A 24,496-nucleotide genomic window follows, 5' to 3' on the forward strand; every position below is an offset into this window, starting at 1 on the left:
GCCCCGTCCACAGGCCCCCGTCGGGTGGGGGGCCCTGGAGGGCCTCCAGGACCCTCCTCTGCTCCTCCGGGGTCAGCTTGGGCTTCTGGCCCGGGTTCTGGTGCCGCTTGTCCTTCAAGCCCTCCGGCCCTTCCCGGTTGTAGCGCCGCACCGTCTCCTGGACCCAGCGGGTGGAGCTGAGGGTGATTTTGGCGATCTCCTTGGCGGCGAGTCCCCGCTTGGCGTGGTAGACGGCCAGGAAGCGATGCTTCTCTATCGGGTCCTTGGCCTTCTTGACCCTCCGCCACAGCTCGTTCAGGGTCAGGTGGTCGGCCACGGTCATGGACGAAGAATACAACAAGAAAGGGTATGAATCCGCCTCCAATCCGGTTCCGAGGGACCTAGACCAGTTTAGGCGGGAGGCGACGTTACAGAAGCGTTACCCCGTTACGGGCCGAGGAGCCACTCTACGAAGGCGTTTACCACGTCGTTTTCCGCGAGGAGTTCGGGGTTTTCCAGAACGGCCTGGTAAAAGGCCCGCACGAGCTCCGGGGTGGGGTTTTGGAGAAGCTCCTGGACGCTTCGCCCCTTGTAGGGCCCCTGGTCCAGGGGGGTGGTGAACCGGGGGGCGGTGGCCAAGGGGGCAGCCTCCTTAAGGGCCTTGAGGGTCCTCTCCAGGAGGAGCGTTTCCCCTTCCGGCCCCAGGGCCTCCTTGGGGGTGAGGAGGGCCTGGCCCGAGAGGTCCCGGGCCTCGAGGCCCAGGGCGTAGAGCCTGCGGGCGAGGCTTTCCGGCCCCACCTCCAGGGGCAGGAGGACCTGGGCCTCCCCGTAGCGGACCTCGAGGGTGTACCTTCCCTCCTCCGGCAGGGTGACCGCGGGGGCCGTCTCCTCCAGGGCGGCGGTGAGGGGAGGGAAGCCCAAGGGCTTGGCCTCCTGGGCCAGGACCTTCCCCTCCTGCCAGAGGAGGGTTTCCAGGGCCCCCCTCCCCAGGTAGGGGAGGCCTTCCAGGCGCACCATGGGGAAGACCGCCTCTCCCTTGCGGAAGGGCCTCGCCTCCAGGTCGCCGGGGATGAGGGTGAACCTGAGGACCTGAAGGCGCACCTGGGAGGTCTTCAGGCGCTTTAGGGCCCGGCTGGCGGCGAAGGCCGCGGGGTGCTTGGGGTGGGCCTCGAGGAAGGCCTCGTAGAGGGGCTTGGCCTCGAGGCCCGCCCGCTCGGCGAGGTAAGCCCGGAAGAAGAGGGCGAGGGGCTCTTCCCGTTCCTCCAGGTCCTTCAGGGCCTCGGGGTAGTCCTCCCCCTCGTCCAGCCTCAGGGCCCGGTCGTAGGCGGCCTTGGCCCCGAGGAAGTCCCCGTAGATGGCCCTAAAGAGGCCCAGGTTGTAGTAGGCGGTGGCGTTCGGCTGAAGCCGCACCGCCCTCTCCGAGGCCAGGAGGGCCCGGGGGAGGTCCCCGGTGAGGTAGTAGGCCCAGCCCAGGTTGGTCCAGTAGAGCCAGGAGTCCGGGCGGAGGGCGAGGGCCTTGAGGAGGGCCTCCTTGGCCTCCTTTCCCTGGCCTTCCTGGAAGGCGGCAAAGCTCACCTCCTCCCAGGCCAGGGGAAGCTCAGGAAAGGCCTCCGCCAGCCTCCTCGCCGAGGCCTTCCAGCGCTCGTCCTCCAGGGCCCGGAGGAGGAGGTGGGCCGCCGTCCTTTCCAGCACGTCCCCCTCCCCCATGGCCGCCGCCAGGGCCAAGGCCTCCTCCCGCTTCCCCTCGGCGAGGAGCCGGAAGGCCTCGTAGGCTCGGGGAAGCCTCCCCTGCCAGAGGAGGAGGAGCCTTTGGGGAAGAAGCCCCTCAAGAAGCCCGCTTCCCCGGCCCTCCTTCAGGTCCAGGGCCGATTGGTGGAGGGGGTCGGGGTCCTCCCCCTGGGCCAGGGCACGAAGCCTCTCCTCCGGGAGGCCGGGGGCGGGGAGGGGGGAGCGCCTTGGGGCGAGGCCCTGGCCCTGGAGCCAAAGCCAGGCGAGCTCTGGGGTGGGGAAGAGGGCTTCCTTGGCCCCCTGGGCGTCCGCCAGGAAGAGCCTGAGGCCCCCTTCCTCCTCCCGCCCGAGGAGCACCCAGTCCGCCCCCGTAACCGCCCGGGCGAGCCGGGCCCCCGCCTTGGTGTAAAGCCCCCCGGCGAGCTCGTAGCTTCCCCGCCAAGGGAGGTCGGGGAGGAGGAGGGCGAGGAGGGTGGGGGGTGGGGCCTTCAGCCCCTGGGCGAAGGCCTGGGCGAGGCCGTACCCCTTGGGGCCCTCAAAGGGCAGGACGAGGCCTTGGGCGAGGGCGAGGCCCAGGAAGAGGAGGCCGGAAATCCAGCGCATGGGCCCATTTTAGCGCCCTTCCCTAAGCACCATGTAAGCGAAGCGGAAAAGCCTGGGGGCCCTCCGCCAGCGCTTCGGGTCCAGGCCCACCCGCAAAAGCCACTCCAGGCCGAGCCTCTGGGCCCAGAGGGGGGGGCGCCTCGCCTCCCCCGCCAGGACGTCCAGGGTGCCCCCTACCCCCATGGCCACCCGGGCCTCGAGGTGGGGCTTGTGGCGGTGGATGAAGGCTTCCTGACGCTCCCCCATGCCCACCAGGAGGAGGTCGGGGGCGGCCTTCCGGATGGCCTCCACCACCGGGGCCTCCTCCTGGAAGTAGCCGTGGTGGTGCCCCACCACCACGCCCCCCAGGCGCTCCACCTCCCGGGCGGCCCTTTCGGCCACCCCGGGCTTCCCCCCGAGGAGGTAGACCCGGACCCCGGGGAAGCGGCGGAGGAGGGCGAGGGTGAGGTCAATCCCCGTGACCCGTTCCTTGAGGGAAAGGCTGTGGAGGCGCCGCACCGCCCAGAGGATCCCCACCCCGTCCGGGGTGACGAGCTCGGCCTCGAGGACGGCCCGCCTCAGGGCCTCGTCCTCCTGGGCCCTCACGGCGATCTCGGGGTTCAGGGTCACCACCTGGTGGGTCCTTTCCTCCCGGAGGAAGCCCCCGAGGCGCTTTAGGGCCTCCTCCATGTCCACGGGGTCTAGGGGCAGGCCGAGGAGGGTCAGCCGTTCCATGGGACGAACCTCTGGGCGTGGCGGTCTTGGCTAAGCCCGTAGGCCTCCTTGGGGAAGCGGCGGACCTCGGCGAGCCTGGGCACCACGGGGTCCACCCCGATGAGGCTCGCCCAGGCCAGCTCCTCGGCGCGGCCCTGGCGGTGGAGGGCCTGGCCCTCGGGGCTTTGGAAAAGGGCCTCCTGGGGGTCGGGGAAGGCCTTGAGGAGGGCGGTGGCGAGGGAGGGCGGGGCCTCGGGGGAAAGCTTGCGCTTGAGGAAGCCCGCGGCCACCAGGGCGGAAAGGAGGGGCTCGGGGGCCCCGGCCGGGCGGAGGGTGAGGTGGGGGAGGCTTTGGGCCAAGGCCAAGGCCGCCTTGGCGTTGCGGAGGTTGGCCACGTAGACCTCCTCTTCCTCGGGGAGGAGGCTTGCGCTAAGGGAAGGGGCCACCAGGACCGCCCGCTTGCCCCGGACCTCGGCCTCCTCCAGGTCCAGGAGGGAAAGCCTCCCGTGGAAGCCTTCCGGGGGAAACCCCTCCACCTCGCCCAGGAGGAGGACGTCCTTCCCCAGGGCCTCCGCAAGGAGCCTCGCCACCTTGGGCCCCGGGGCCACCCAGACCTCCTGGGCCCCCAGGGCGAGGAGGCGGGTGAGGACGCTCCCCGCGGGCAGGACCTCCACCAGGAACAGGGGGCCTTGGGCCGGCCTCAGGCACAGGTCAACCCGGCACACCCGGCCATGATACCCTAGCCTGGGCGTATGCGGCTTAAGGACCTGGGCGAGCGGGCCCTCCTCGCGAGGCTCGCCCCCCTGGGCTACCCCCCGGAGGCCCCCCTGCCCCCGGGGGACGACGCCGGGGGGGTTTGGGTGGAGGGAAGGGCCTGGCTCCTCAAGACGGACGGCTTCCTCTACCGGGAGGTGGCCCTAAGGGGCATGGGGCCCTTTGAGGTGGGGTTTCGGGGGGTGGCGGCCACGGCCTCGGACCTCCTCGCCAAGATGGGGCGGCCCTTGGGCTTCACCTTGGGCCTCTTTCTGCCCGAGGACCTGGAGGAGAGTTTCGTCCTGGAGCTCGTGCGCGGGGCGGCGGAGGCGGCCAAGCGGCTTGGGGCCTTCCTCCTCGGGGGGGACACGAACCGGGGGGTGGAGGTGGCCCTCACCGTCTCCGGCTTCGCCCAGACGGAGGCCCCCTTGCCCCGGAGGGCCCTCCCCGGGGACCTCCTCTACCTCGCGGGCGACCGGTGGGGGAGGACGGGGGCGGCCATCCGGGCCCACTACGAGGGGCGCTCCTTGGAGGGGTTTCCCGAGATCCGGGAGGCCGCCTTCTACCCCCTGCCCCGCCTGGGGCTCCTCGCCCTCTCCGGCTTCCTCCGGGGAAGCCTGGACTCCTCCGACGGCCTCGCCGAGACCCTTTGGCAGCTTGCCGAGCTCGGGGTGGGGGTGGAGGTGGAGGCCCTGCCCCTCTACCCCGACGTCCTGGCCTTCGCGGGGAGCGAGGAGGCGGCCTTGGAGCTCGTCCTCTACGGGGGCGAGGAGTTTGAGGCGGTCCTGGTGGTGCCCCAGGAAGGGGCGGCCGCGGTGGAGGCGAGGGCCAAGGCCAGGGGGCTCCCCCTCTTCCGGGCAGGGAGGGTAGTGGCGGGGGGAGGGGTTTACCTCCGGGGGGCGCTCCTTCCCCGGAAGGGGTATACCCACTTCTAGGTACCCTGTTCTGGACTTCGCTAGAGCAGGGGCCCCAGAAGAGCTTTCCTACAGCCCTAGTTCCGGCATCCCCTGTTGCGAAGCCAACGTGTGGGCACTTAGGAGGTGGTGAAGGTGGCTTCTTTGGACGAGCTGGTTCGTTTACAAGGGCGGGTGGCCTTGGTTACGGGGGCGGCCAAGGGCATCGGTAGGGCCACGGCCGTGCGCCTGGCGGAGGCGGGGGCGGGGCTCATCCTCGTGGATCGGGACGAAGACCTTCTCAAGGACGTGGCCCAGGTGGTCCGGGAGGTCCACGGGGTAAGGGTGGAGGTTTGCGCCTTAGACCTGGCCTCCCGGGAGGCCGTTCAGGACCTCTGGCGTCGTCTCGAGGGCCGCGGGCCTCTTCCCGAGATTCTGGTCAACAACGCAGGTGTCTACCCTTTTTGCCCCTTTGAAGAGGTGGACGAGCTCCTCTGGCGCCGGACCCTCGCCGTAAACCTGGAAGCGGTGTTTTGGATGTGCCAGGGGTTTGTGCGGGCCTACAAGGGGCGTAGGGGGGCTATCGTTAATGTGAGTTCTATTGAGGCCTTCCTTCCCGTCGTCCGGGGGGTGGCGCACTACGATGCTGCTAAGGCGGGGGTGGTGGCTTTGACTCGGGCTTTGGCCCGGGAATACGGGAAGCGGATTCGGGCCAACGTGGTGGTTCCCGGGGGGATCCGCACCGAAGGGGTAAGGGAGGCCGTGCGCCGCACCCTTCTTAAGGTGGACTGGGACAAGATGGCCACCGGCTTCTTCTTCCAGGCCCGGCTCCCCATGGGCCGCTTTGGGGACCCGGACGAGGTGGCTCGGGTGATTCTTTTCCTGGTCAGCGACTTAGCAAGTTACGTGAACGGGGCGGTGGTGCCGGTGGACGGCGGGTTCCTCTCCGCTTGAAAGCGCTTTGGTTCACAAAAAGGGTCCGTCCCCCAGGTTAGCCTTCCCCAGGTATGGAGGCGACCCTTCCCGTTTTGGACGCGAAGACGGCGGCCCTCAAGAGGCGCTCCATCCGGCGTTACCGGAAGGACCCCGTGCCCGAGGGGCTTCTTAGGGAGGTCCTCGAGGCCGCCCTTAGGGCGCCCTCGGCCTGGAACCTCCAGCCCTGGCGGATCGTGGTGGTGCGAGACCCCGCCACCAAGCGGGCCCTGAGGGAGGCGGCCTTCGGCCAGGCCCACGTGGAGGAGGCCCCCGTGGTCCTGGTCCTCTACGCCGACCTCGAGGACGCCCTCGCCCACCTGGACGAGGTCATCCACCCCGGGGTCCAGGGGGAAAGGCGTGAGGCGCAGAAGCAGGCCATCCAACGGGCCTTCGCCGCCATGGGGCAAGAGGCGCGAAAGGCCTGGGCCTCCGGGCAGAGCTACATCCTCTTGGGCTACCTCCTTCTCCTCCTGGAGGCTTATGGTCTCGGAAGCGTCCCCATGCTGGGGTTTGACCCCGAGAGGGTGAAGGCCATCCTGGGGCTTCCTTCCCACGCCGCCGTCCCCGCCCTGGTGGCCTTGGGCTACCCGGCGGAGGAGGGCTACCCCTCCCACCGCCTGCCCCTGGAGCGGGTGGTCCTCTGGCGCTAGGGAGGGAGGAGGAGCCAGCGGGTTTCCTCCCAGAGGACCCGGGCCAGGCGGGGGCTCCTTTGGGGCAGGCCTTTCCACTCCTCCAGGGTGTAGACCAAGGCCTCCGCGGGCACGGGAAGCTCCAGGGGGCGCTTCCAGGGAGGGAGGGGAGAGTGGGCCACCAGGAGGAGGAGGTCTAGGTCGCTTCCCACCCCCGCCTCCCCCCGGGCGTAGGAGCCGAAGTAGCCTGCGGCCACAAGCCCAGGGATAGGGTGGCGGACGAGCCAGTCCTTCAGGGCCTCCTCCACCTTTTCCCGGCTAGGCCACCTGAGCACGGACGAACCCAAGGACCTCACGGGCATAGCTCACCGCCACCCTTCTCCGCCCGGAGGAGCCAGTCCCGGCCCCGGTTCATGCCCTGAGTTTACCGCTATACTCGGGTCATGCGGGCCTTCAAGGCGCATCTCCGGGGCCTTAGCCCTTACCCCTACAAGAAGGAAGAGGCCCCGGTGAAGCTGGACCAGAACGAAAGCCCCTTTGACCTCCCCAGGGCGCTCAAGGAGGAGGCCTTGGGACGCCTCAGGGGCCTTCCCTGGAACCGCTACCCGGAGATCCACGCGGAAAGCCTCAGGAAGAGGCTTTCCGCCCTTCTGGACTGGCCCGAGGAGGGGATCGTCCTTTCTCCCGGCTCCAACCTCCTGATCCTCGCCCTGAGCCTGGCGGCGGAGGAGGTCCTGGACCTTAGCCCCTCCTTCCCCCACTACGCCCACGCCGCCAAGGTGGCGGGGACGCCCTACCGGGCGGTGCCCCTCGGGGAAGGGTTTTCCCTGGACCTTGACGCCCTCCTCGCCGCCTTCAGGGGCGGGGTCCTCTTCCTCCCCAACCCCCACGCCCCCACGGGGGTCCTCTTCCCAGAGGAGGCCCTTTGGGCCCTGGCGGAACGGGCCAGGGAGGTGGGGGGGCTTTTGGTGGTGGACGAGGCCTACCAGGAGTTCGCCGGGACGGACTTCCGCTCCCTCGCCCGGGAAAACCCCCACGTGGCCCTGCTTCGCACCTTCTCCAAGGCCTTCTCCCTGGGGGGGGTCCGCGCCGGGTACCTCCTAGGAAGCCCGGAGGTGGCGGGGGTGGTGCGGGAGGTGCTTCCCCCCTTCGTCCTTCCCGCCCACACCGGGGCCATCCTGGAAGTGGTCTTGGAAAACCCGGGCTACGTGGAGAAGGTGGTGGAGGAGGTGGTGGCCCAAAGGGAGCGGGTCTACCGGGAGCTCCTCGCCCACCCCACCTGGCGCCCCTACCCGAGCCGCACCAACTTCCTCCTGGTGCGAACCCCCGATGCCGAAGAGGCCTTCCGCCACCTCCTCGCCCGGGGCGTCCTGGTGCGTCGGCAGGACCGCTACCCAGGGCTTGCGGGGTGCCTCCGGGTCACCATCGGCCGGAAGGAGGAGATGGACGCCTTCCTGAGGGCGGCCTTCGGGGTGGCCTATGCGTGAGGCCACGGTGGAACGGGCCACGGCGGAGACCTGGGTGCGGCTCCGCCTCGGCCTGGACGGGCCCACCGGGGGGAAGGTGGCCACGGGCCTCCCCTTCCTGGACCACATGCTCCTCCAGCTCCAGCGCCACGGCCGCTTCCTCCTGGAGGTGGAGGCCAGGGGGGACCTCGAGGTGGACGTGCACCACCTGGTGGAGGACGTGGGCATCGCCTTGGGGATGGCCCTGAAGGAGGCCTTGGGGGACGGGGTGGGGCTGGAGCGCTACGCCGAGGCCTTCGCCCCCATGGACGAGACCCTGGTGCTCTGCGTCTTGGACCTCTCGGGAAGGCCCCACCTGGAGTACCGCCCCGAGGCCTGGCCCGTGGTGGGGGAGGCAGGCGGGGTGAACCACTACCACCTGCGGGAGTTCCTGCGGGGCCTGGTGAACCACGGGCGGCTCACCCTCCACCTGAGGCTCCTTTCCGGGAGGGAGGCGCACCACGTGGTGGAGGCGAGCTTTAAAGCTTTGGCCCGGGCCCTCCACCGGGCCACCCGGATTACCGGGGAAGGGCTTCCCAGCACAAAAGGGGTTCTGTAGGTGAAGACCCTCCTCATTGACTACGGCTCAGGCAACCTGAGGAGCGCCGCCAAGGCCCTCGAGGCCGCGGGGTTTGACGTGGCGGTGGCCCAGGACCCCAAGGCCCGCGAGGACGCGGACCTCCTCGTCCTCCCCGGCCAGGGGCACTTCGGCCAGGTGATGCGGGCCTTCCGGGAAAGCGGCTTCGTGGAGCGGGTCCTCCGCCACCTGGAAAGGGGGCTGCCTTTCCTCGGGATCTGCGTGGGGATGCAGGTGCTCTACGAGGGGAGCGAGGAGGCCCCCGGGGTGGAGGGCCTCGGCCTCGTCCCGGGGGTGGTGCGCCGCTTCCCCCGGGGCCGGGTGCCCCAGATGGGCTGGAACGCCCTGGAGTTCGGCGGGGCCTTCGCCTCCCTCACGGGGCGCCACTTTTACTTCGCCAACTCCTACTACGGCCCCCTCACCCCCTACTCCCTGGGGAAGGGGGAGTACGAGGGCACCCCCTTCACCGCCCTCCTCGCCAAGGAAAACCTCCTCGCCCCCCAGTTCCACCCCGAGAAGAGCGGGAAGGCGGGGCTGGCCTTCCTCGCCCTAGCCCGCCGCCACTTCCAGGTCCTCTAGGCGCACGAGCCGCCCCTGGGCCCCGATGGCGGTGGCGGCCAAGGCCCCCGCCAGGTTGGCCAGGCGGGCCGCCTCCTGGGGCTTCTTCCCCTGCAGGATGGCGTGGGCGAAGGCCGCGGTGTAGGCGTCCCCGGCCCCGGTGGAGTCCACGATGTCCTCCACGGGGAAGGGCTCAATGAGCTCCTCCCCTTCCGGGGTGACCACGATGGACCCCATGGCCCCCACCTTGATGACCAGGTGGGAAAAGCCCTCCTGGCGCAGCCGCTCCACCCCCTCGGAGAGGGAGGAAGCCCCCGTGAGGGCCAGAAGTTCGGTCTGGTTCATGAGGAGCCAGCGGACGCCCCTCAGGTACTTCAAAAGCTCCTGCCCCGCGGCCCGCACCGCCCCCGTGCCCAGGTCGGCGAAGATGGGCATCTCCCGCTTCCGGGCGGACTCCAGGACCTCCACGGCGTAGCTTCGGGAAGGCCCCCCCACCAGGGCGTAGGCGGAGAGGACCACGGCGTCCGCCTGGTCCAGGAAGCGGGGCTTGAAGAGGGCGGGGTCCAGGTGGCGGCTCGCCCCTTCCGCGCTCACCATGGCCCGCTCCCCTCCCGGCACCACCAGGATGAGGACGGAGCTCGTGGTGTGCTCCGGGTCCTCCTGGAGGTGGCGGAGGTCCACCCCCACCTCCCGCACCCGGCTTAGGGCGAGCTCGGCGAAGGGGTCCTGGCCCACCCGGCCCGCCAGGAAGACCCGGTGGCCTAGGCTCGCGAGCTGGGCGGCTAAGGTCCCCCCGGCCCCCCCGGGCTTCATGAGGGCCCTTCGGGCGGGGAGCTCCTCCCCGGGCTCGGGAATGCGCTCCAAGAAGAAAAGCAGGTCCACGGAAACGTCTCCCACCACGAAAAACCGCATCCTTCCCCCTTTCTCAGGCAAAGGCTTTTGCCCTCACTATACCGCAAGGGCCCCGTGGCTTCGCCAAGAAGCCTACCGCCCCATCATGAGAAAGAGATAACAAGCAAGAGCGCCCCCGACCCAAAGGCGGGGGACACCCTGGCCGAGGCGGTGGGGTACTTAAAACCTCCGGTCCACCACCAGGCCCCCCTCGAGGACCTCCACCAGCTCGGCCTCGTCCACCTTAAGCCCCGTGGCCTTCTGGATGGCCTCAAAGAGCCCGGGGGGAACCCGATCCGCCTTCAGGCGCAGCACCAGCTTGTCCGTGCCCTCCAGCTTCCTTTCCACCACCACCTGGAAGCCCTTGGGGTCCAGGCCGAAGCCCGCCAGGATGGGGGCGAGCTCCGTGGGGTAGAGCTTCACCCCCTTCACCTTCACCATCTGGTCCGTGCGGCCGAAGACCCCGCGGGGGAGGACGGTGAGCCCTTCCCGCCTCTCGGCGATGGCCAGGTCCCCGGTGCGGAAGCGCACCATGGGCATGAGGGTGCGGCTTAGGGCGGTGACCACGAGCTCCCCCTTCTCCCCGTCCGCCACGGGCCTTAAGGTCTCGGGGTCCAGGACCTCGAGGACGGCCATCTCGGGGATTTCCCAAAGCCCGTCCTTTTCGGGCCGCTCCCCGGCCACGATGCCGAGCTCGCTCGTCCCGTAGGCGTCCAGGGCCACGCCCCCCAGGGCCTCCTCCACCCGTTCCCTGAAGCCCGGCACCGAGGTGAAAGGCTCCCCCCCGGCGAGGAGGAGGGGGAAGCGCCCCCCGGCCTGGCCCACCTTGAGGGCGAAGGAGGGGTTGGTGACGAGGACGTCAAAGCCGTAGCGCCCCCCGATCTCGGCGATGCGGGCGGCCTCGCCGGGCCCGTGGGGGAAGACCAGGTTCCCCGCCCGCCAAAGGGCCTGGTGGAAGAGCCACCCCCCGGCGAAGACGTGGTAGCTGAAGGCCACCAGGACCCTTTTCCCCACCAGCCCCATCCGGCGGTAGTGCGCGGCCAGGGCCTCCGCCTGGTAGCGGAGGTCCTCCTGGGAGAGGTACTCGGGCATCCAGCCCAGGGCGGGGCTTGGGGTGAGGTGCATGAGGCTCGCCCCTTCCGGGGGCCTGGGGTTTTCCCCGAGGTAGGCCACCCACTCCTCCCGGGTGGTGAGGGGGAGGGAGGGGAGGTCCTCCAGGGTGAGCTTCTCCGGGTCTAGGCCCTTGAGCTTGCCCTCGTAGACGGGGTGGGCCTGCGCCGCGCCCAGGACTTCCCTAAGCCTTGCCAAGCGGTCCATGGTGCCTCCTTGGGGGGATTATACCGAAAGGGCCAGGGCGGCAAGGAGCCTTTGCAAAGCTTCCTGGAGTTCCCCTTGGCTATCCCGCCTCAGGGTGATGTGCCCCACCTTGCGCCCGGGGCGCACCGCCTTGCCGTACCAGTGGAGGTGGGCCCCTTCCACCTTTAGGGCCTCGGCGAAGTCGGGCCTAAAGCCGATGAGGTTCACCATGGCGCTGTGGCCCCTTGGCGCGGTGCTCCCCAGGGGAAGGCCCAGGACGGCCCGGAGGTGGTTTTGGAACTGGCTCGTTTCCGCCCCTTCTATCGTCCAGTGGCCGGAGTTGTGCACCCGGGGGGCCATCTCGTTGAAGAGGAGTTCCTCCCCCACCTGGAAGAACTCCAGGGCGAGGACGCCCACGTAGTCCAGGGCCTGCATGGCCCTTAGGGCGTAGGCCTCCGCCTTCTTCTGCAGGGGCTCCCTGGCCCCGGGGGCCGGGGCCAGGGAGAGGCGGAGGATCCCCTCCCGGTGGCGGTTTTCCACCAGGGGGTAGAAGGCCACTTCTCCTGTCCGGCCCCGCACGGCGAGCAGGGAAACTTCCCGGTGGAAGGGGACGAAGCCCTCCAGAAGAAGCCCCTTGCCCCCCAGGGCCTTTAGGGCCTCTAGGGCCTCTTCCTTCTTGCGCACCAGGGCCTGCCCCTTGCCGTCGTAGCCGCCCCGCCTCGTCTTGAGGAGGGCGGGAAGGCCCACCCGCTTTAGGCCCTCCTCCAGGTCCTCGAGGCCGTCCACGGGGTGGAAGGGGGGGGTGGGCACCCCGAGGCCCCGGAAGAAGGCCTTTTCCCGGAGGCGGTCCTGGGCCACCTCCAGGGCCTGGGGCGAAGGGTACACGGGAAGCCTCGCCGCCAGGCGCCTCGCCGCCTCCACGGGAACGTTCTCAAACTCGTAGGTGACGAGGAATAGCCCCTCGGCGAAGCGCAAAAGGGCCCCTTCGTCCAGGAAGTCCCCCACCACCACGGGCCCCACCTGCCCGGCGCAGGCCTCGGGGGAGGGGTCCAGGAAGCGGAAGGAAAGCCCCAAGGGGTAGCCGGCAAGGGCCAGCATCCGCCCGAGCTGCCCCCCGCCCAGGATCCCGATCACGCCTCCTCCCTGGGGTCGGGGTGGGCGAGGACGGCCTCCGTCTGGGCCTTGCGGTAGGCCTTGAGGCGCTCTTGGATCTCGGGGTGCTTGAGGCCCAGGATGCTTGCGGCAAGCAGAGCGGCGTTCACCGCCCCCGCCCGCCCGATGGCCAGGGTGCCCACGGGGACGCCCGCGGGCATCTGGACGATGGAAAGGAGGGAGTCTAGGCCCCTTAGGGCCTGGCTTTCCACCGGCACCCCGAGGACGGGCAGGGCGGTGTGGGCCGCGGTCATGCCGGGGAGGTGGGCCGCCCCCCCGGCCCCGGCGATGATCACCTGGATCCCCCGTTCCTCGGCGGTCTTGGCGTACTCCGCCATGAGGTCGGGGGTGCGGTGGGCGGAGACCACGCGCACCTCGTAGGGGATCCCCAGGGCCTCGAGGGTCTCCGCCGCGTGGCGCAGGGTCTCCCAGTCGGAACGGGAACCCATGATGAGGCCTACCAACGGCGCCATCGTACCGGATTGTAAAAGCCCTTCCTCCTTTGGTAAAGCCAGGGGTATGGACGCCCTGGAGCTTTTGCGCCTCAACCTCCTCTCCCCCATGGTCCTCGCCTACTTCCTGGGGGTCGCGGCCAGGCTTTTGAAGAGCGACCTCGCCTTCCCCGAGGCCCTCTACACCGCTCTTTCCATCTACCTCCTCTTCGCCATCGGCTTCAAGGGCGGGGTGGAGCTTTCCCACACGCCCTTGGCCGTGGTGCTCCTTCCCGCCCTCTTCACCCTGGCCCTGGGGCTTTTCCGCCCCTTCCCCGCCTACCTCCTCGCCCGGCGGTTCCTCCGGGTGGGGCGGGAGGACGCCGCCGCCCTCGCGGCCCACTACGGCTCCGTCTCCGCCGTCACTTTCCTCGCCGCCCTCACCTTCGTCCAGGCCGTGGGGGACGCCCTTCCCGGGTTCATGCCCACCCTGGTGGCGCTTCTGGAGGTCCCGGGGATCGTGGTGGCCCTCCTCCTTGCCAAGCGGAAGGGGGGGCGCATGGGGGAGGCCTTGCACGAGGTCCTCACCGGCAAAAGCGTGGTCCTCCTCCTCGGGGGGCTTCTCGTGGGGCTCCTTTCCGGCGAGGAGGGGATGAAGAAGGTGGAGGCCTTCTTCGTGGAGCCCTTCCAGGGCGCCCTCACCCTCTTCCTCCTGGACCTCGGGATGGTGGCGGCCTCGAGGCTTTCCGCCCTGCGCCAGGTGGGCTTCAGGCTCGTCCTCTTCGGCGTGGGCCTCGCCCTCTTCCACGGGGCCTTGGGGGTGTACCTGGGCCTCCTCGCAGGCCTTGGGGTAGGGGGGGCGGCGGTGCTTGGGGCTATGGCGGCGAGCGCCTCCTACATCGCCGCCCCCGCCGCGGTGAGGATCGCCCTTCCCGAGGCGAACCCCAGTTTGTACCTCACGGCGAGCCTCGCGGTCACCTTTCCCTTTAACCTGATCCTGGGGATTCCCCTTTACCACACCCTGGCGGTCCTTTGGGGAGGTTAGGCCATGGACCTGGTGCCCTTGAAGCTCGTGACCATCGTGGCGGAAAGCCTTCTGGAAAAGCGGCTCGTGGAGGAGGTCAAGCGCCTGGGGGCCAAGGGCTACACCATCACCCCCGCCCGGGGCGAGGGCTCCCGGGGGCTTAGGAGCGTGGACTGGGAGGGGCAGAACATCCGCCTGGAGACCATCGTGAGCGAGGAGGTGGCCCTGAGGATTTTGCAAAGGCTTCAGGAGGAGTACTTTCCCCACTACGCCGTCATCGCCTACGTGGAAAACGTCTGGGTGGTGCGGGGGGAGAAGTACGTGTGAGGCCACCCCAGGCCGGCGCCCTACCCGGTGCGGGAGGGGCGCCGGGAGAGGAGAAGCCCAAGCCCCCCGAGGAGGAGAAGCCCCAAGAGGATGGCCCAAAGGGGGAGGCGCTGCCCCAGCAGGTAGCCCAAGAGGAAAAGCCCCTGGGTCCAGAGGAGGCTTCCCAGGGCCACCAGGGGGAGGTAGCGGGCGAAGGGGAAGCCCCAGGCCCCGAAAAGGAAGGGCGTGAGGGTACGCACCCCCCCGATGAAGGGGGCGAGGAGGAGGACCAGGGGGCCAAAGCGGAGGGCGAGGCGCTCCCCCTTTCGCCATAGGTCCTCGGGGAAACGCCGCCTCAGGGTTTTCCCCCCGTAGCGCCCCAGGGCGTAGCCCAGGAGGTGGCCGAGGAGGCTTCCCAGGAAGAGGAGGGGGAGGAGGGGAAAGGCCTCAAGGCCGCCCTCGGCGGCCAGGGCGCCCAGGGCGAGGAGGAGGGTGTCCCCCCCGGGCACGAAGAGGCCGATGGGAAGGCCCGTCTCCAGGAAGAGGGAGAGGGGGGCGAGGAGGAGGAGGGCGTTCATGCGGGGGCGGGCTTGCGGGTGGCCCAGAGGCTTCCCAGGAGGAGGACGCCGAGGATGAAGAGGCTGAAGGCCTCCTTATCCAGCCCCAGGGCGAGCTCGGGCCGGTGGAGGACCTCCTTGGCCAGCTTGTCCCACCCGCCCACGGCGAGCTTCACCCCGGCGAGGCCCACCACCAGGTAGGCCAGGTGCTTGAACCGGGGGTAGCGGTCCAGGAGGGAGACCACGAGGCTCGCCAGCGCCCTGAGGGCGAGGATCCCCAGGAAGACCCCGGTGTAGATGACCCAGAGCTTGTCGGAGACGGCCACGGCCACCAGAACGGAGTCCACGGCGAAGGCCAGGTCCATGAGCTCCACCTGGGCCACCACCTTCCAGAACTGGGCCGCGCTCACCTCCAAGGGCGGGGGGGCGTGGGCCTCCTCGGGCTTGAGGAAGTGCTTCAGGGCGATGTAGAGGAGGTAGGCCGCCCCCAGGGCCTGGGCCCACCAGAGCTGGATGACGAGGCTCGCGAAGAGGAGGGCGAGGCCCCTTAGGATGTAGGCCCCCAGGATGCCGTAGAAGAGGGCCTTCCGTCTAAGGTGCCCGGGGAGCTTCTGCACCATGACCCCCAGGATGAGGGCGTTGTCCGCCGAGAGGATGACCTCCAGGGCGACAAGGGTCAGGATGGCCGAAAGGGCGCCCGTGAGTTCCACGTTCTCACCTCCCAAAAAGAAAGGACCACCGCTAGGCACGGTGGTCTTGCCCAAGGGCTTCCGCCCTCCCGGCCCCCGGGGCCTTTGGGCCCGTCCTGACGGGGACCGGACTTGGGGCTACTCCCCAACCGGGCCCAGTATATAAAGGTGAGGCCAGGAAGGGAAAGGGGGGTGGGGTTTGGGGCTATACTCAAGGCCATGGACGAGGCGCGGCAGGAGCTTCCCACCAAGGAGCAGGTCCTCGAGGCCCTGAAGGTGGTCTACGACCCCGAGATCCCGGTGAACATCGTGGACCTGGGCCTGGTCTACGACGTGGAGGTCCACGAGAACGGGGTGGTGGACATCACCATGACCCTCACCGCCATCGGCTGCCCCGCCCAGGACGTGGTGAAGGCGGACGCGGAGATGGCCGTCATGCGCCTGCCCGGGGTGCAGGGGGTGAACGTGGAGTTCGTCTGGACCCCGCCCTGGACCCCCGCCAAGATGACCGAGGAGGGCAAGCGCATGATGCGCATGTTCGGCTTCAACGTTTAGATGCCTTAGGGACGTCTATCCCCTGGCCCCGGGTGAGGGGGAGTGGGAGAATGGGGCCATGCCGGTTAGCCGCTACTACGACGTCAAGCGGGACGAGAAAGGCGAGCGTTACCTGGAGCCCTACGTCACGGGGTTTTTGCTCCTCAGGCTTCCCCTCCTCAACAAGGGCACGGCCTTCACCGAGGAGGAGCGCCGCGCCTTGGGTCTGGAGGGGCTTCTCCCTCCCCACGTGAACACCCTGGAGGAGCAGAAGGAGAGGGTCTACCGCCGCTACCGCCTGCAGACCTCCCCTCTGGAGAAGCACATCTACCTGCGCAACCTCCAGGACCGGAACGAGGTTCTCTTCTACGCCCTCGTGGTGGACCACCTGGAGGAGATGCTCCCCATCCTCTACACCCCCACGGTGGGGGAGGCGGTGCGGGAGTTCTCCCACATCTACCGCTACCCCCGGGGCTTCACCGCGAGCACCAAAAACATTGACCACCTGGAGGAGGCCCTCCAGAACGTCCCCTTGGAGGAGGTGCGCCTCATCGTGGCCACGGACTCCTCGGCCATTTTGGGCATCGGGGACCAGGGCTACGGGGGGATGGCCATCAGCATCGGCAAGCTTACCCTCTACACCGCCGCGGGCGGGGTGGGCCCCGACAAGACCCTTCCCGTGGAGCTGGACGTGGGCACGGACCGGGAGGACCTCCTCAAGGACCCCCTCTACCTCGGGGTGCGGCACCGGCGCCTAAGGGGGGAGGAGTACTTCCGCTTCCTGGACCGCTTCGTGGAGGCGGTGAGGCGGCGCTACCCCAAGGCCCTCATCCAGTGGGAGGACTTCGCCAAGGAGACGGCCTTCCAGGTGCTGGAGCGCTACCGCAAGGTGGTCCCCTCCTTCAACGACGACATCCAGGGCACGGGGGCCGTGGCCCTGGCCGGGGTCCTCTCCGCCTGCCGCTTAAAGGGGGAGAGGCTTTCGGAGCAGGTGGTGGTGGTCTATGGGGCGGGGGCCGGGGGGATCGGGGTGGCCTGGGCCCTGCTGGAGGGGATGAAGCGGGAGGGCCTCTCCGAGGAGGAGGCCAAGGCCCGGGTCCTGGTTCTGGACTCCAAGGGCCTCCTCGTGGAGGGGCGGGCCATGGAGGACTACAAGAGGCCCTACGCCCAAAGGCCCGAGCGCCTTCAGGGCTGGCGCTTCGCCGGGGCGTACCCCAACCTCCTGGAGACCATCCAAAACGCCCGGGCCACGGTCCTCCTCGGCCTCTCCGGCCAGGCGGGAAGCTTCACCGAGCCTGTGGCGCGGGCCATGCTGGAGAACACGCCCTCCCCGGTGATCTTCCCCCTCTCCAACCCCACCTCGGCCACGGAGGCCCTTCCCGACGACCTCATCTACTGGACGGACGGCAGGGCCCTGGTGGCCGCGGGAAGCCCCTTTCCCCCGGTGGGCTTCAAGGGACGGGTCATCCCCGTGGGCCAGGGGAACAACGCCTTCATCTTCCCCGGGCTTGGCCTGGGGGCGGTGCTCTCCCGGGCCCGGGAGGTGACGGACGGGATGGTCCTCGAGGCCGCCTACGCCCTTTACGACTACACCCGGGAGCACTTCCCCCACCTCCTCTACCCCCCCGTGGCCCGGCTGCGGGAGGTCTCCCCCTACGTGGCCGCCCGGGTGATGCAAAGGGCCCTGGAGGAGGGGGTGGCGGAAGGGGAGGTCCAGGGGCTTTCCCTGGAAGGCCTCCTGGAGTTCGTGAAAAGCCGTTTCTGGGAGCCCCGCTACCTCCCCTACCGCCCGGCCCCGGTAATCTAGGGGCATGGCCTGGCGCCTTTTGCGCCTCGAGCCCGCCTCGCTCCAGGAGGAGCTCCCCTCCTCCCCGGAACCCGAGGGCTTCCACCCCCTGGAGGCGCCCTGGGAGGCCAAGCGGGGAGGCGGGGCCTCCTGGCCCGAGCCCCTCTACTTCGTGGACGGGAGGGAGCGGGCCGAGGCCCTGGTGGCCCAGGGGCCCCGCCTGGCCCTCCTGGGGTGCGTGGCCGCGGGGGCGGTGGTCCTTAAGGGGGGAAGGACGGGGTTCCTGGACCTTCGGGTCCGGCGGGTGGGGGTGGGGCTGGAGGGGGCCCTTTGGGCGGGGGAGCTCGTCTATGAGCCCGTCCCCTCCCTGGGCGAGGGGCTTGAGGGGCTATGGGCGGGGCTTCGCGCCGCCCGGGAGGCCCTGGAGAAGGAGGTGGCGGAAGGGCTTGAGGGAGGGCTTCTCGTGGTGGACGGCCCGGTGCGCCTCCTCCGGGAAGGCCCCCTCCTCGGCTACATCAAGACCCACTGGGCCCACTACCTGCCCAAGGAGCAGGAGGCCCTCCTCGAGGCCCTGGCCCCGGGGGAGCGCACCCCCGCCTTCCGCGTGCGCCGGAAGGGGCTGGAGCTTGCGAGCTGGTACCTGCGCCTGCCCCTTCCCCCCGAGGGGGTGCGCCCGCCCTTGGCGGGGCTTTTGCGGGTGGAGACGCCCCTACATGGGCCCTTCCTGGAGCTCGCCGACCTCTCCTTAGGGCTTTTCCCCGCCCTGGCCTCCCACCCGGTGAAGGACCCCCGGGCCCCGCAGAACCTCCTGCCCGTGGGGGGGCTAGAGCGGGAGCTTGGCCGCAGGATGGGGAGGCTCGAGGTGGTGGGCCGCATGCTGGCGAGGCACTTGGGAGGTGGGCGTTGAAGCGTGTGGGTTTGGTCTTAGGAAGCCGCGAGGCCACCCCCCTGGAGTTCTGGGTGGGGGTGGAGGGGGACGGGCTTTTGCGCCTGGACGACCTGGTGGTGGTGGAGGGCTTCCACCCCCAGGTGGGCCGGGTGCGCTTCTTCGGCATGGTGGACCACGTGGCCAAGGTCCACGAGGGGGAGGGCTTTGACACCGACACCTTCTTGGCGGTGGAGGGGAAGATCCCCGTGAGCCTGGCCTACGTGGCCCACGTGAGCGTGACCCGCATCCTCCCCGAGGAGTTCTTCCCCCCAGACCCGGGCTCCCCGGCCTACCTGGCCCAGGGGGAGGATCTGGAGCTCGCCCTCTACTACGAGGCCATGAAAAACCAACGGGGAAGCACCAAGCTCCCCGCCGGGCTCCTCAAGAACGGGGAGGTGGCCTACCTCAACCTGGAGTTCCTCAACGGCGTCAAGGGCGGGCACGTGAACATCTCCGGCATCAGCGGGGTGGCGGCCAAGACGAGCTACGCCACCTTCCTCCTCAAGAGCCTTCTGGAAAGCGGGGTCCTGGAGGACGCCCACCAGGCCAAGGTCCTCCTCTTCAACGTCAAGGGGGAGGACCTCTTCTTCCTGGACAAGCCCAACGCCCGCCTCACGGAGGAGGCGCGGAAGGCCTACGCGCGGCTTGGCCTCCCCGCGACCCCCTTCGGGAGCGTGGCCTTCCTCGCCCCGCCCAAGAAGGAGGGCTACCTCCCGGACGTGGACACCCGGCTGGAGGGGGTCAAGGCCTACCACTGGGACCTGGTCCAGTTCTGCCAAAGGGGCCTCCTTCCCTTCCTCTTCGCCGACCGGGGGCTTATGACCAACCTGGGCTTCCTGGTGGCCCACGTGACGGAGAAGCTCAGGCGCCTCGCCGAGGGGCAGAAGGGCCCCCACCTCCTGGTGGAGGACTGGCCCGGGGGGGAGGCTTCCGAGGGGATGAGCTTTGAACAGCTGGGAAAGGCGCGCCTCAAGAGCTTCTCCGACCTCGTGCGCTACCTGGAGTTCAAACTCCTAGGCCCAGAAAGCGGGGAGGGGGAAGGGGACCGGGGCTGGACCGCAAGGCAGGCCAAGGGGACCCTCGAGGCCTTCGTCCGGCGCCTAAGGGCGAGCGTGGAGAACCTGGGCCACCTCCTGCGGGGGGACCGGCCCGGAAACCCCCCCGACCCTTTGAAGGGGGAGCAGGTGCACGTGGTGGACCTGGCGAAGCTTTCCCCCCAGGCCCAGATGTTCGTGGTGGGAAGCCTCCTCAAGGACCTCTTTGAGCGCAAGGAGCGGGGGCAGTACCGGGGGAGGGTCTTCATCGTCTTGGACGAGCTCAACAAGTACGCCCCCCGGGACGAGGAAAGCCCCATCAAGGACGTCCTCTTGGACATCGCGGAGAGGGGCCGCTCCCTGGGGGTGATCCTCATCGGGGCCCAGCAGACGGCGAGCGAGGTGGAAAGGCGGGTGGTGGGGAACGCGGCCATAAGGGTGGTGGGCCGGCTGGACGCCGCCGAGGCCGAGCGCCCCGAGTACCGCTACCTCCCCGCCTCCTTCCGCCAGCGGGCCCTCATCCTCCCCCAGGGGGCGGTGATCCTCCACCAGCCCGAGATCCCCGTGCCCCTTTTGGTCCACTTCCCCTTTCCCGCCTGGGCCACCAAGAGGGAGGAGGTTCTGGAGGACAACTCCGCCGAGGCCCTCCGCCGCGAGTTTCTGGGGTAGGATGGCCTGGCCATGAGGAAGACCCCGCTTTACGAGGCCCACCTGCGCCACGGGGGGCGCTTGGTGGAGTTCGCCGGCTACGCCCTTCCCCTCCAGTACACCTCCATCCTTGAGGAGCACCTGGCGGTGCGCCGGGAAGCCGGGCTCTTTGACGTGAGCCACATGGGGGAGTTCTGGGTCCGGGGGAAGGAGGCTTTGGCCTTCCTCCAGTGGGCCACGGCGAACGACGCAGGCAAGCTCAAGGTGGGAAGGGCCCAGTACTCCATGCTCCCCAACGAGCGGGGCGGGGTGGTGGACGACATCTACCTCTACCGCTTGGGGGAGGAGGAGTACCTCATGGTGGTGAACGCCGCCAACATCGCCAAGGACCTCGCCCACCTCCAGGCCTTGGCCAAAGGGTTTAGGGTGGAGCTCGAGGACGCCTCCGAAAGGACCGCCCTCCTCGCCCTCCAAGGCCCCAAGGCGGCCTCCCTCCTCCAGGGGCTTACCGACCAGGACCTCTCCCAGAAGCGCAAAAACGACGTCTTCCGGGCCCGGGTGGCCGGAAGGCCCGCCCTCCTCGCCCGCACGGGGTACACGGGGGAGGACGGGTTTGAGCTCTTCCTCGCCCCGGAGGACGCCGAGCCCGTCTTTCTGGCCCTGGTGGAGGCCGGGGCCAGGCCCGCGGGCCTCGGCGCCCGGGACTCCTTGAGGCTCGAGGCGGGCTTTCCCCTCTACGGCCACGAGCTCACGGAGGAGACCAACCCCCTCTGCACCCCCTGGGCCTGGGTGGTGAAGCTGGACAAGGACTTTTTGGGCAAGGAGGCCATGCGGGCCCGGGCCTGCCGGGAGAGGCTCGTCGGGCTGATCCTGGAGGCGGGCATCCCCCGGGAGGGCTACCGGGTCCTCTCCGGGGGCCGCCCCGTGGGCCGGGTGACGAGCGGGGGGTACTCGCCCCTCCTGGAAAAGGGCATCGCCCTGGCCTACGTGGAGGAGGGGGCGGAAGGGCCTTTTGCGGTGGAGGTCCGGGGCCGGGCCGTCCCCGCCGCCCTTAGCCCCCTCCCCTTTGTGCCGCTAAAATAGCGGGGGTTGGGAGGCGCTATGGACATACCCAAGGACCGCTTTTACACCAAGACCCACGAGTGGGCCCTGCCCGAAGGGGACACGGTGCTCGTCGGCATCACCGACTACGCCCAAGACGCCCTCGGGGACGTGGTCTACGTGGAGCTTCCCGAGGTGGGGCGCAGGGTGGAGAAGGGCGAGGCGGTGGCGGTGGTGGAAAGCGTCAAGACCGCCTCCGACATCTACGCCCCCGTGGCCGGGGAGATCGTGGAGGTGAACCTCGCCCTGGAGAAGACCCCCGAGCTCATCAACCAGGACCCTTACGGGGAGGGCTGGATCTTCCGCCTGAAGCCCCAGGACATGGCCGACCTGGACGCCCTTCTGGACGCCGGGGGCTACCAGGCGGTCTTGGAGAGCGAGGCCTAGGAGGCGGCATGGCCCAAAGCCCCTTTCCCACCTTGGGGCGGAGGGGGCTTCTGTAGCCCCGGGGCAAATGGCCCTGGGGTTTTGCTTGAGGATGGAAGCATGGACTACACGCCCCACACGGAGGAAGAGATCCGGGAGATGCTCAGGCGGGTGGGGGCGGAATCCCTGGAGGACCTCTTCGCCCACCTGCCCAAGGAGGTCCTGAACCCCCCCATAGACCTTCCCGAGCCCCTGCCGGAGTGGAAGGTCCTGGAGGAGCTAAGGCGCCTCGCCGCCCAGAACCTCCCCGCCCACAAGGCCTTTCTGGGGGGCGGGGTGAGGAGCCACCACGTGCCCCCCGTGGTCCAGGCCCTGGCCGCGCGGGGGGAGTTCCTCACCGCCTACACCCCCTACCAGCCCGAGGTGAGCCAGGGGGTTCTGCAGGCCACCTTTGAGTACCAGACCATGATCGCCGAGCTCACGGGGCTGGAGGTGGCCAACGCCTCCATGTACGACGGGGCCACCGCCCTGGCCGAGGGGGTCCTCCTCGCCCTCAGGGAGACGGGGCGGATGGGGGTTTTGGTCTCCCAGGGGGTCCACCCCGAGTACCGCGCGGTGCTCCGGGCCTACCTCGAGGCCGTGGGGGCCAAGCTTTTGACCCTCCCCCTGGAGGGGGGAAGGACCCCCGTGCCCGAGGTGGGGGAGGAGGTGGGGGCGGTGGTGGTCCAGAACCCCAACTTCCTGGGCGCCCTGGAGGACCTTGGGCCCTTCGCCGAGGCGGCCCATGGCGCAGGGGCGCTCCTCGTGGCCGTGGCCGATCCCCTCTCCTTGGGCGTGCTCAGGCCCCCGGGGGCCTATGGGGCGGACATCGCCGTGGGGGATGGGCAGAGCCTCGGCCTCCCCATGGGCTTCGGCGGCCCCCACTTCGGCTTTCTCGCCACCAAAAAGGCCTTCGTGCGCCAGCTTCCGGGGAGGCTCGTCTCCGAGACCGTGGACGTGGAGGGAAGGCGGGGCTTCCTCCTCACCCTCCAGGCCCGGGAGCAGTACATAAGGCGGGCCAAGGCCAAGAGCAACATCACCACCAACGCCCAGCTCACCGCCCTCATGGGGGCCATGTACCTCGCGGCCTTGGGGCCCGAGGGGCTTAGGGAGGTGGCCCTGAAGGGCGTGGAGATGGCCCATAAGCTTCACGCCCTCCTCCTGGAGGTCCCGGGGGTCAGGCCCTTCACCCCCAGGCCCTTCTTCAACGAGTTCGCCCTGGCCCTCCCCAAGGACCCCGAGGCGGTGCGGGAGGCCTTGGCGGAGCGGGGCTTCCACGGGGCCACCCCGGTGCCCCGGGAGTACGGGGAGGGGCTTGCCCTCTTCGCCGCCACCGAGCTTCACGAGGAGGAGGACCTCCTGGCCTTCCGGGAGGCCCTTAGGGAGGTTTTGGCATGAGCTTTCCCCTGATCTTTGAACGGAGCCGCAAGGGAAGGCGCGGCCTCAAGCTGGTGAAGGCGGTGCCCAAGGCGGAGGACCTGATCCCCAAGGAACACCTGCGGGAGGTCCCGCCCCGCCTCCCCGAGGTGGACGAGCTCACCCTGGTGCGCCACTACACCGGGCTTTCTCGCCGCCAGGTGGGGGTGGACACCACCTTCTACCCCTTGGGGTCTTGCACCATGAAGTACAACCCCAAGCTCCACGAGGAGACGGCGCGGCTTTTTGCCGACCTCCACCCCTACCAGGACCCGGGGACGGCCCAGGGGGCCTTAAGGCTCATGTGGGAGCTCGGGGAGTACCTCAAGGCCCTCACGGGCATGGACGCCATCACCCTGGAGCCCGCCGCCGGGGCCCACGGGGAGCTCACGGGGATTCTGATCATCCGCGCCTACCACGAGGACCGGGGGGAGGGGAGGACGCGGCGGGTGGTCCTGGTGCCGGACTCCGCCCACGGCTCCAACCCCGCCACCGCCAGCATGGCGGGCTACCAGGTGCGGGAGGTGCCCTCGGGGCCCGATGGGGAGGTGGACCTCGAGGCCCTGAAGCGGGAACTCGGCCCCCACGTGGCCGCCATCATGCTCACCAACCCCAACACCCTGGGCCTCTTTGAGAGGCGCATCCTGGAGATCTCCCGCCTGGCCAAGGAGGCCGGGGTCCAGCTCTACTACGACGGGGCCAACCTGAACGCCGTCATGGGCTGGGCGAGGCCCGGGGACATGGGCTTTGACGTGGTCCACCTGAACCTCCACAAGACCTTCACCGTGCCCCACGGCGGGGGCGGCCCCGGCTCGGGCCCCGTGGGGGTGAAGGCCCACCTCGCCCCCTACCTCCCCGTGCCCCTGGTGGCCAGGGGGGAGGGGGGCTTCTACCTGGACTTCGGGCGGCCCAAGAGCATCGGCCGGGTGCGGAGCTTCCACGGGAACTTCCTGGCCCTGGTGCGGGCCTGGGCCTACATCCGCACCCTGGGGCTTCCGGGGCTTAAGAAGGCCGCGGCCCTCGCCGTGCTCAACGCCCGCTACCTGAAGGAGCTCCTCAAGGAGAAGGGCTACCGGGTGCCCTACGACGGGCCCACCATGCACGAGTTCGTGGCCCAGCCCCCCCAGGGCTTCCGCGCTTTGGACCTCGCCAAGGGGCTTTTGGAGCTCGGCTTCCACCCCCCCACGGTCTACTTCCCCCTGATCGTCAAGGAGGCCCTCATGGTGGAGCCCACGGAGACCGAGGCCAAGGAGACCCTCGAGGCCTTCGCCGAGGCCATGGGGGAGCTTTTGCAAAGGCCCAAGGAGTGGCTGGAAAACGCCCCCTACTCCACCCCGGTCCGCCGCCTGGACGAGCTTCGGGCCAACAAGCACCCCAAGCTCACCTACTTTGACGAGGGCTAAGG

Annotated in this window: 27 protein-coding genes; 16 read left to right on the forward strand and 11 right to left on the reverse strand. The window is 69.6% G+C overall.

Going from position 1 to position 24,496, the window contains the following annotated elements; genetic code table 11:
- The 4 genes from BLP62_RS02895 to BLP62_RS02910 form a co-directional block, all read right to left on the reverse strand.
- The coding region (locus tag BLP62_RS02895) for a helix-turn-helix domain-containing protein (protein WP_143004334.1) at window positions 1-322 on the reverse strand (322 nt) is incomplete at its 3' end.
- 104 nt (window positions 323-426) lie between these two features.
- Complete coding sequence (locus BLP62_RS02900; RefSeq protein WP_093005688.1) at window positions 427-2,310, reverse strand: hypothetical protein; 1,884 nt, start codon at window positions 2,308-2,310, stop codon at window positions 427-429.
- Between the two features lie 9 nt (window positions 2,311-2,319).
- The gene (locus tag BLP62_RS02905; protein ID WP_093005690.1) at window positions 2,320-3,024 is read right to left on the reverse strand and encodes a WecB/TagA/CpsF family glycosyltransferase; all 705 of its coding nucleotides are present in this window, start codon (window positions 3,022-3,024) and stop codon (window positions 2,320-2,322) included.
- The gene (locus BLP62_RS02910; RefSeq protein ID WP_093005692.1) at window positions 3,012-3,728 is read right to left on the reverse strand and encodes a 2-phosphosulfolactate phosphatase; all 717 of its coding nucleotides are present in this window, start codon (window positions 3,726-3,728) and stop codon (window positions 3,012-3,014) included. Before BLP62_RS02910 ends, BLP62_RS02905 begins: the two co-directional genes overlap by 13 nt.
- A 27-nt stretch (window positions 3,729-3,755) precedes the next feature.
- On the opposite strand from BLP62_RS02910, the gene BLP62_RS02915 reads away from it, so the two are divergent.
- The 3 genes from BLP62_RS02915 to nox all read left to right on the forward strand — a co-directional run bounded on the left by BLP62_RS02915 (window position 3,756) and on the right by nox (window position 6,274).
- The gene (locus BLP62_RS02915; protein WP_093005694.1) at window positions 3,756-4,691 is read left to right on the forward strand and encodes a thiamine-phosphate kinase; all 936 of its coding nucleotides are present in this window, start codon (window positions 3,756-3,758) and stop codon (window positions 4,689-4,691) included.
- Window positions 4,692-4,799: 108 nt separating this feature from the next.
- Entirely contained in the window at window positions 4,800-5,603 is an 804-nt protein-coding gene (locus BLP62_RS02920) for an SDR family NAD(P)-dependent oxidoreductase (protein WP_218121475.1), read from the forward strand.
- 53 nt (window positions 5,604-5,656) lie between these two features.
- A complete protein-coding gene (nox, locus tag BLP62_RS02925; protein WP_093005696.1) occupies window positions 5,657-6,274 on the forward strand; it encodes an NADH dehydrogenase in 618 nt (205 codons plus the stop codon).
- Here the strand turns inward: nox and BLP62_RS02930 are convergent.
- Window positions 6,271-6,615, reverse strand: a complete 345-nt coding sequence (locus BLP62_RS02930) for a nucleotidyltransferase domain-containing protein (protein ID WP_093005698.1) — start codon at window positions 6,613-6,615, stop codon at window positions 6,271-6,273. The two genes, nox and BLP62_RS02930, sit on opposite strands and share 4 nt — an antisense overlap.
- An 81-nt stretch (window positions 6,616-6,696) precedes the next feature.
- Here BLP62_RS02930 and BLP62_RS02935 point away from each other — a divergent pair, with 81 nt between their 5' ends.
- From BLP62_RS02935 to hisH, 3 genes are read left to right on the forward strand one after another with little or no spacing between them, the layout of a single operon-like run.
- Window positions 6,697-7,740, forward strand: coding sequence for a pyridoxal phosphate-dependent aminotransferase (locus BLP62_RS02935; protein ID WP_093005700.1), 1,044 nt, complete (start codon window positions 6,697-6,699; stop codon window positions 7,738-7,740).
- Window positions 7,733-8,317 (forward strand): imidazoleglycerol-phosphate dehydratase HisB, encoded by a 585-nt coding sequence (hisB, locus tag BLP62_RS02940; protein WP_093005702.1) that lies wholly within the window; start codon window positions 7,733-7,735, stop codon window positions 8,315-8,317. Before BLP62_RS02935 ends, hisB begins: the two co-directional genes overlap by 8 nt.
- Window positions 8,318-8,914, forward strand: coding sequence for an imidazole glycerol phosphate synthase subunit HisH (hisH, locus tag BLP62_RS02945; RefSeq protein ID WP_093005704.1), 597 nt, complete (start codon window positions 8,318-8,320; stop codon window positions 8,912-8,914). It abuts the gene before it with no gap.
- On the opposite strand, the gene BLP62_RS02950 is transcribed toward hisH, so the two are convergent.
- From BLP62_RS02950 to purE, 4 genes are all read right to left on the reverse strand, one after another.
- Window positions 8,885-9,805, reverse strand: a complete 921-nt coding sequence (locus tag BLP62_RS02950) for a carbohydrate kinase family protein (protein WP_093005706.1) — start codon at window positions 9,803-9,805, stop codon at window positions 8,885-8,887. The two genes, hisH and BLP62_RS02950, sit on opposite strands and share 30 nt — an antisense overlap.
- A 159-nt stretch (window positions 9,806-9,964) precedes the next feature.
- The gene (locus BLP62_RS02955; RefSeq protein WP_093005708.1) at window positions 9,965-11,101 is read right to left on the reverse strand and encodes a phenylacetate--CoA ligase family protein; all 1,137 of its coding nucleotides are present in this window, start codon (window positions 11,099-11,101) and stop codon (window positions 9,965-9,967) included.
- Between the two features lie 18 nt (window positions 11,102-11,119).
- Complete coding sequence (locus BLP62_RS02960) at window positions 11,120-12,214, reverse strand: 5-(carboxyamino)imidazole ribonucleotide synthase (RefSeq protein ID WP_176758128.1); 1,095 nt, start codon at window positions 12,212-12,214, stop codon at window positions 11,120-11,122.
- A complete protein-coding gene (gene purE / locus BLP62_RS02965) occupies window positions 12,211-12,705 on the reverse strand; it encodes a 5-(carboxyamino)imidazole ribonucleotide mutase (RefSeq protein WP_093005710.1) in 495 nt (164 codons plus the stop codon). Before purE ends, BLP62_RS02960 begins: the two co-directional genes overlap by 4 nt.
- A 46-nt stretch (window positions 12,706-12,751) precedes the next feature.
- On the opposite strand from purE, the gene BLP62_RS02970 reads away from it, so the two are divergent.
- Window positions 12,752-13,708, forward strand: a complete 957-nt coding sequence (locus BLP62_RS02970) for a sodium-dependent bicarbonate transport family permease (RefSeq protein WP_093005712.1) — start codon at window positions 12,752-12,754, stop codon at window positions 13,706-13,708.
- A gap of 3 nt (window positions 13,709-13,711) precedes the next feature.
- Complete coding sequence (locus tag BLP62_RS02975) at window positions 13,712-14,014, forward strand: P-II family nitrogen regulator (RefSeq protein WP_093005714.1); 303 nt, start codon at window positions 13,712-13,714, stop codon at window positions 14,012-14,014.
- A 20-nt stretch (window positions 14,015-14,034) separates the two neighbouring features.
- On the opposite strand, the gene BLP62_RS02980 is transcribed toward BLP62_RS02975, so the two are convergent.
- Together BLP62_RS02980 and BLP62_RS02985 are read right to left on the reverse strand one after the other, a co-directional pair.
- Window positions 14,035-14,571 carry a DedA family protein gene (locus BLP62_RS02980; RefSeq protein WP_093005716.1) on the reverse strand — a complete coding sequence of 179 codons (537 nt, stop codon included), beginning with the start codon at window positions 14,569-14,571 and terminating at the stop codon, window positions 14,035-14,037.
- A complete protein-coding gene (locus BLP62_RS02985; RefSeq protein WP_093005718.1) occupies window positions 14,568-15,260 on the reverse strand; it encodes a TerC family protein in 693 nt (230 codons plus the stop codon). The genes BLP62_RS02980 and BLP62_RS02985 overlap by 4 nt, the downstream gene beginning before the upstream one ends.
- A 198-nt stretch (window positions 15,261-15,458) precedes the next feature.
- Here BLP62_RS02985 and BLP62_RS02990 point away from each other — a divergent pair, with 198 nt between their 5' ends.
- From BLP62_RS02990 to gcvPB, 8 genes are all read left to right on the forward strand, one after another.
- Window positions 15,459-15,794 carry a metal-sulfur cluster assembly factor gene (locus BLP62_RS02990; RefSeq protein WP_093005878.1) on the forward strand — a complete coding sequence of 112 codons (336 nt, stop codon included), beginning with the start codon at window positions 15,459-15,461 and terminating at the stop codon, window positions 15,792-15,794.
- 58 nt (window positions 15,795-15,852) lie between these two features.
- Window positions 15,853-17,580, forward strand: coding sequence for an NAD-dependent malic enzyme (locus tag BLP62_RS02995; protein WP_093005720.1), 1,728 nt, complete (start codon window positions 15,853-15,855; stop codon window positions 17,578-17,580).
- 4 nt (window positions 17,581-17,584) lie between these two features.
- On the forward strand, window positions 17,585-18,466 hold the full coding sequence (locus BLP62_RS03000) for a DNA double-strand break repair nuclease NurA (protein ID WP_093005722.1): 882 nt from the start codon (window positions 17,585-17,587) through the stop codon (window positions 18,464-18,466).
- Window positions 18,463-20,190, forward strand: coding sequence for an ATP-binding protein (locus tag BLP62_RS03005; protein ID WP_093005724.1), 1,728 nt, complete (start codon window positions 18,463-18,465; stop codon window positions 20,188-20,190). The genes BLP62_RS03000 and BLP62_RS03005 overlap by 4 nt, the downstream gene beginning before the upstream one ends.
- 12 nt (window positions 20,191-20,202) lie before the next feature.
- The gene (gene gcvT / locus BLP62_RS03010; RefSeq protein ID WP_093005726.1) at window positions 20,203-21,252 is read left to right on the forward strand and encodes a glycine cleavage system aminomethyltransferase GcvT; all 1,050 of its coding nucleotides are present in this window, start codon (window positions 20,203-20,205) and stop codon (window positions 21,250-21,252) included.
- A gap of 18 nt (window positions 21,253-21,270) precedes the next feature.
- On the forward strand, window positions 21,271-21,657 hold the full coding sequence (gene gcvH / locus BLP62_RS03015; protein WP_093005728.1) for a glycine cleavage system protein GcvH: 387 nt from the start codon (window positions 21,271-21,273) through the stop codon (window positions 21,655-21,657).
- A gap of 99 nt (window positions 21,658-21,756) precedes the next feature.
- A complete protein-coding gene (gene gcvPA / locus BLP62_RS03020; RefSeq protein ID WP_093005730.1) occupies window positions 21,757-23,073 on the forward strand; it encodes an aminomethyl-transferring glycine dehydrogenase subunit GcvPA in 1,317 nt (438 codons plus the stop codon).
- Entirely contained in the window at window positions 23,070-24,494 is a 1,425-nt protein-coding gene (gene gcvPB, locus BLP62_RS03025) for an aminomethyl-transferring glycine dehydrogenase subunit GcvPB (RefSeq protein ID WP_093005732.1), read from the forward strand. Before gcvPA ends, gcvPB begins: the two co-directional genes overlap by 4 nt.
- Window positions 24,495-24,496 lie beyond the last annotated feature (2 nt).

This window comes from Thermus arciformis (assembly GCF_900102145.1).
Lineage (GTDB): Bacteria > Deinococcota > Deinococci > Deinococcales > Thermaceae > Thermus > Thermus arciformis.

Bases quoted from the DNA above. Each gene is read 5' to 3' on its own strand.
- BLP62_RS02930 (WP_093005698.1), bottom strand. From the start codon at position 6,615: ATGCCCGTGAGGTCCTTGGGTTCGTCCGTGCTCAGGTGGCCTAGCCGG.
- hisB (WP_093005702.1), top strand. From the start codon at position 7,733: ATGCGTGAGGCCACGGTGGAACGGGCCACGGCGGAGACCTGGGTGCGG.
- gcvPB (WP_093005732.1), top strand. From the start codon at position 23,070: ATGAGCTTTCCCCTGATCTTTGAACGGAGCCGCAAGGGAAGGCGCGGC.
- BLP62_RS03000 (WP_093005722.1), top strand. From the start codon at position 17,585: ATGGCCTGGCGCCTTTTGCGCCTCGAGCCCGCCTCGCTCCAGGAGGAG.
- gcvT (WP_093005726.1), top strand. From the start codon at position 20,203: ATGAGGAAGACCCCGCTTTACGAGGCCCACCTGCGCCACGGGGGGCGC.
- gcvH (WP_093005728.1), top strand. From the start codon at position 21,271: ATGGACATACCCAAGGACCGCTTTTACACCAAGACCCACGAGTGGGCC.
- BLP62_RS02975 (WP_093005714.1), top strand. From the start codon at position 13,712: ATGGACCTGGTGCCCTTGAAGCTCGTGACCATCGTGGCGGAAAGCCTT.
- BLP62_RS02970 (WP_093005712.1), top strand. From the start codon at position 12,752: ATGGACGCCCTGGAGCTTTTGCGCCTCAACCTCCTCTCCCCCATGGTC.
- gcvPA (WP_093005730.1), top strand. From the start codon at position 21,757: ATGGACTACACGCCCCACACGGAGGAAGAGATCCGGGAGATGCTCAGG.
- purE (WP_093005710.1), bottom strand. From the start codon at position 12,705: ATGGCGCCGTTGGTAGGCCTCATCATGGGTTCCCGTTCCGACTGGGAG.
- BLP62_RS02950 (WP_093005706.1), bottom strand. From the start codon at position 9,805: ATGCGGTTTTTCGTGGTGGGAGACGTTTCCGTGGACCTGCTTTTCTTC.
- BLP62_RS02905 (WP_093005690.1), bottom strand. From the start codon at position 3,024: ATGGAACGGCTGACCCTCCTCGGCCTGCCCCTAGACCCCGTGGACATG.
- nox (WP_093005696.1), top strand. From the start codon at position 5,657: ATGGAGGCGACCCTTCCCGTTTTGGACGCGAAGACGGCGGCCCTCAAG.
- BLP62_RS02900 (WP_093005688.1), bottom strand. From the start codon at position 2,310: ATGCGCTGGATTTCCGGCCTCCTCTTCCTGGGCCTCGCCCTCGCCCAA.
- BLP62_RS02995 (WP_093005720.1), top strand. From the start codon at position 15,853: ATGCCGGTTAGCCGCTACTACGACGTCAAGCGGGACGAGAAAGGCGAG.
- BLP62_RS02980 (WP_093005716.1), bottom strand. From the start codon at position 14,571: ATGAACGCCCTCCTCCTCCTCGCCCCCCTCTCCCTCTTCCTGGAGACG.
- BLP62_RS02915 (WP_093005694.1), top strand. From the start codon at position 3,756: ATGCGGCTTAAGGACCTGGGCGAGCGGGCCCTCCTCGCGAGGCTCGCC.
- BLP62_RS02990 (WP_093005878.1), top strand. From the start codon at position 15,459: ATGGACGAGGCGCGGCAGGAGCTTCCCACCAAGGAGCAGGTCCTCGAG.
- BLP62_RS02955 (WP_093005708.1), bottom strand. From the start codon at position 11,101: ATGGACCGCTTGGCAAGGCTTAGGGAAGTCCTGGGCGCGGCGCAGGCC.
- BLP62_RS02935 (WP_093005700.1), top strand. From the start codon at position 6,697: ATGCGGGCCTTCAAGGCGCATCTCCGGGGCCTTAGCCCTTACCCCTAC.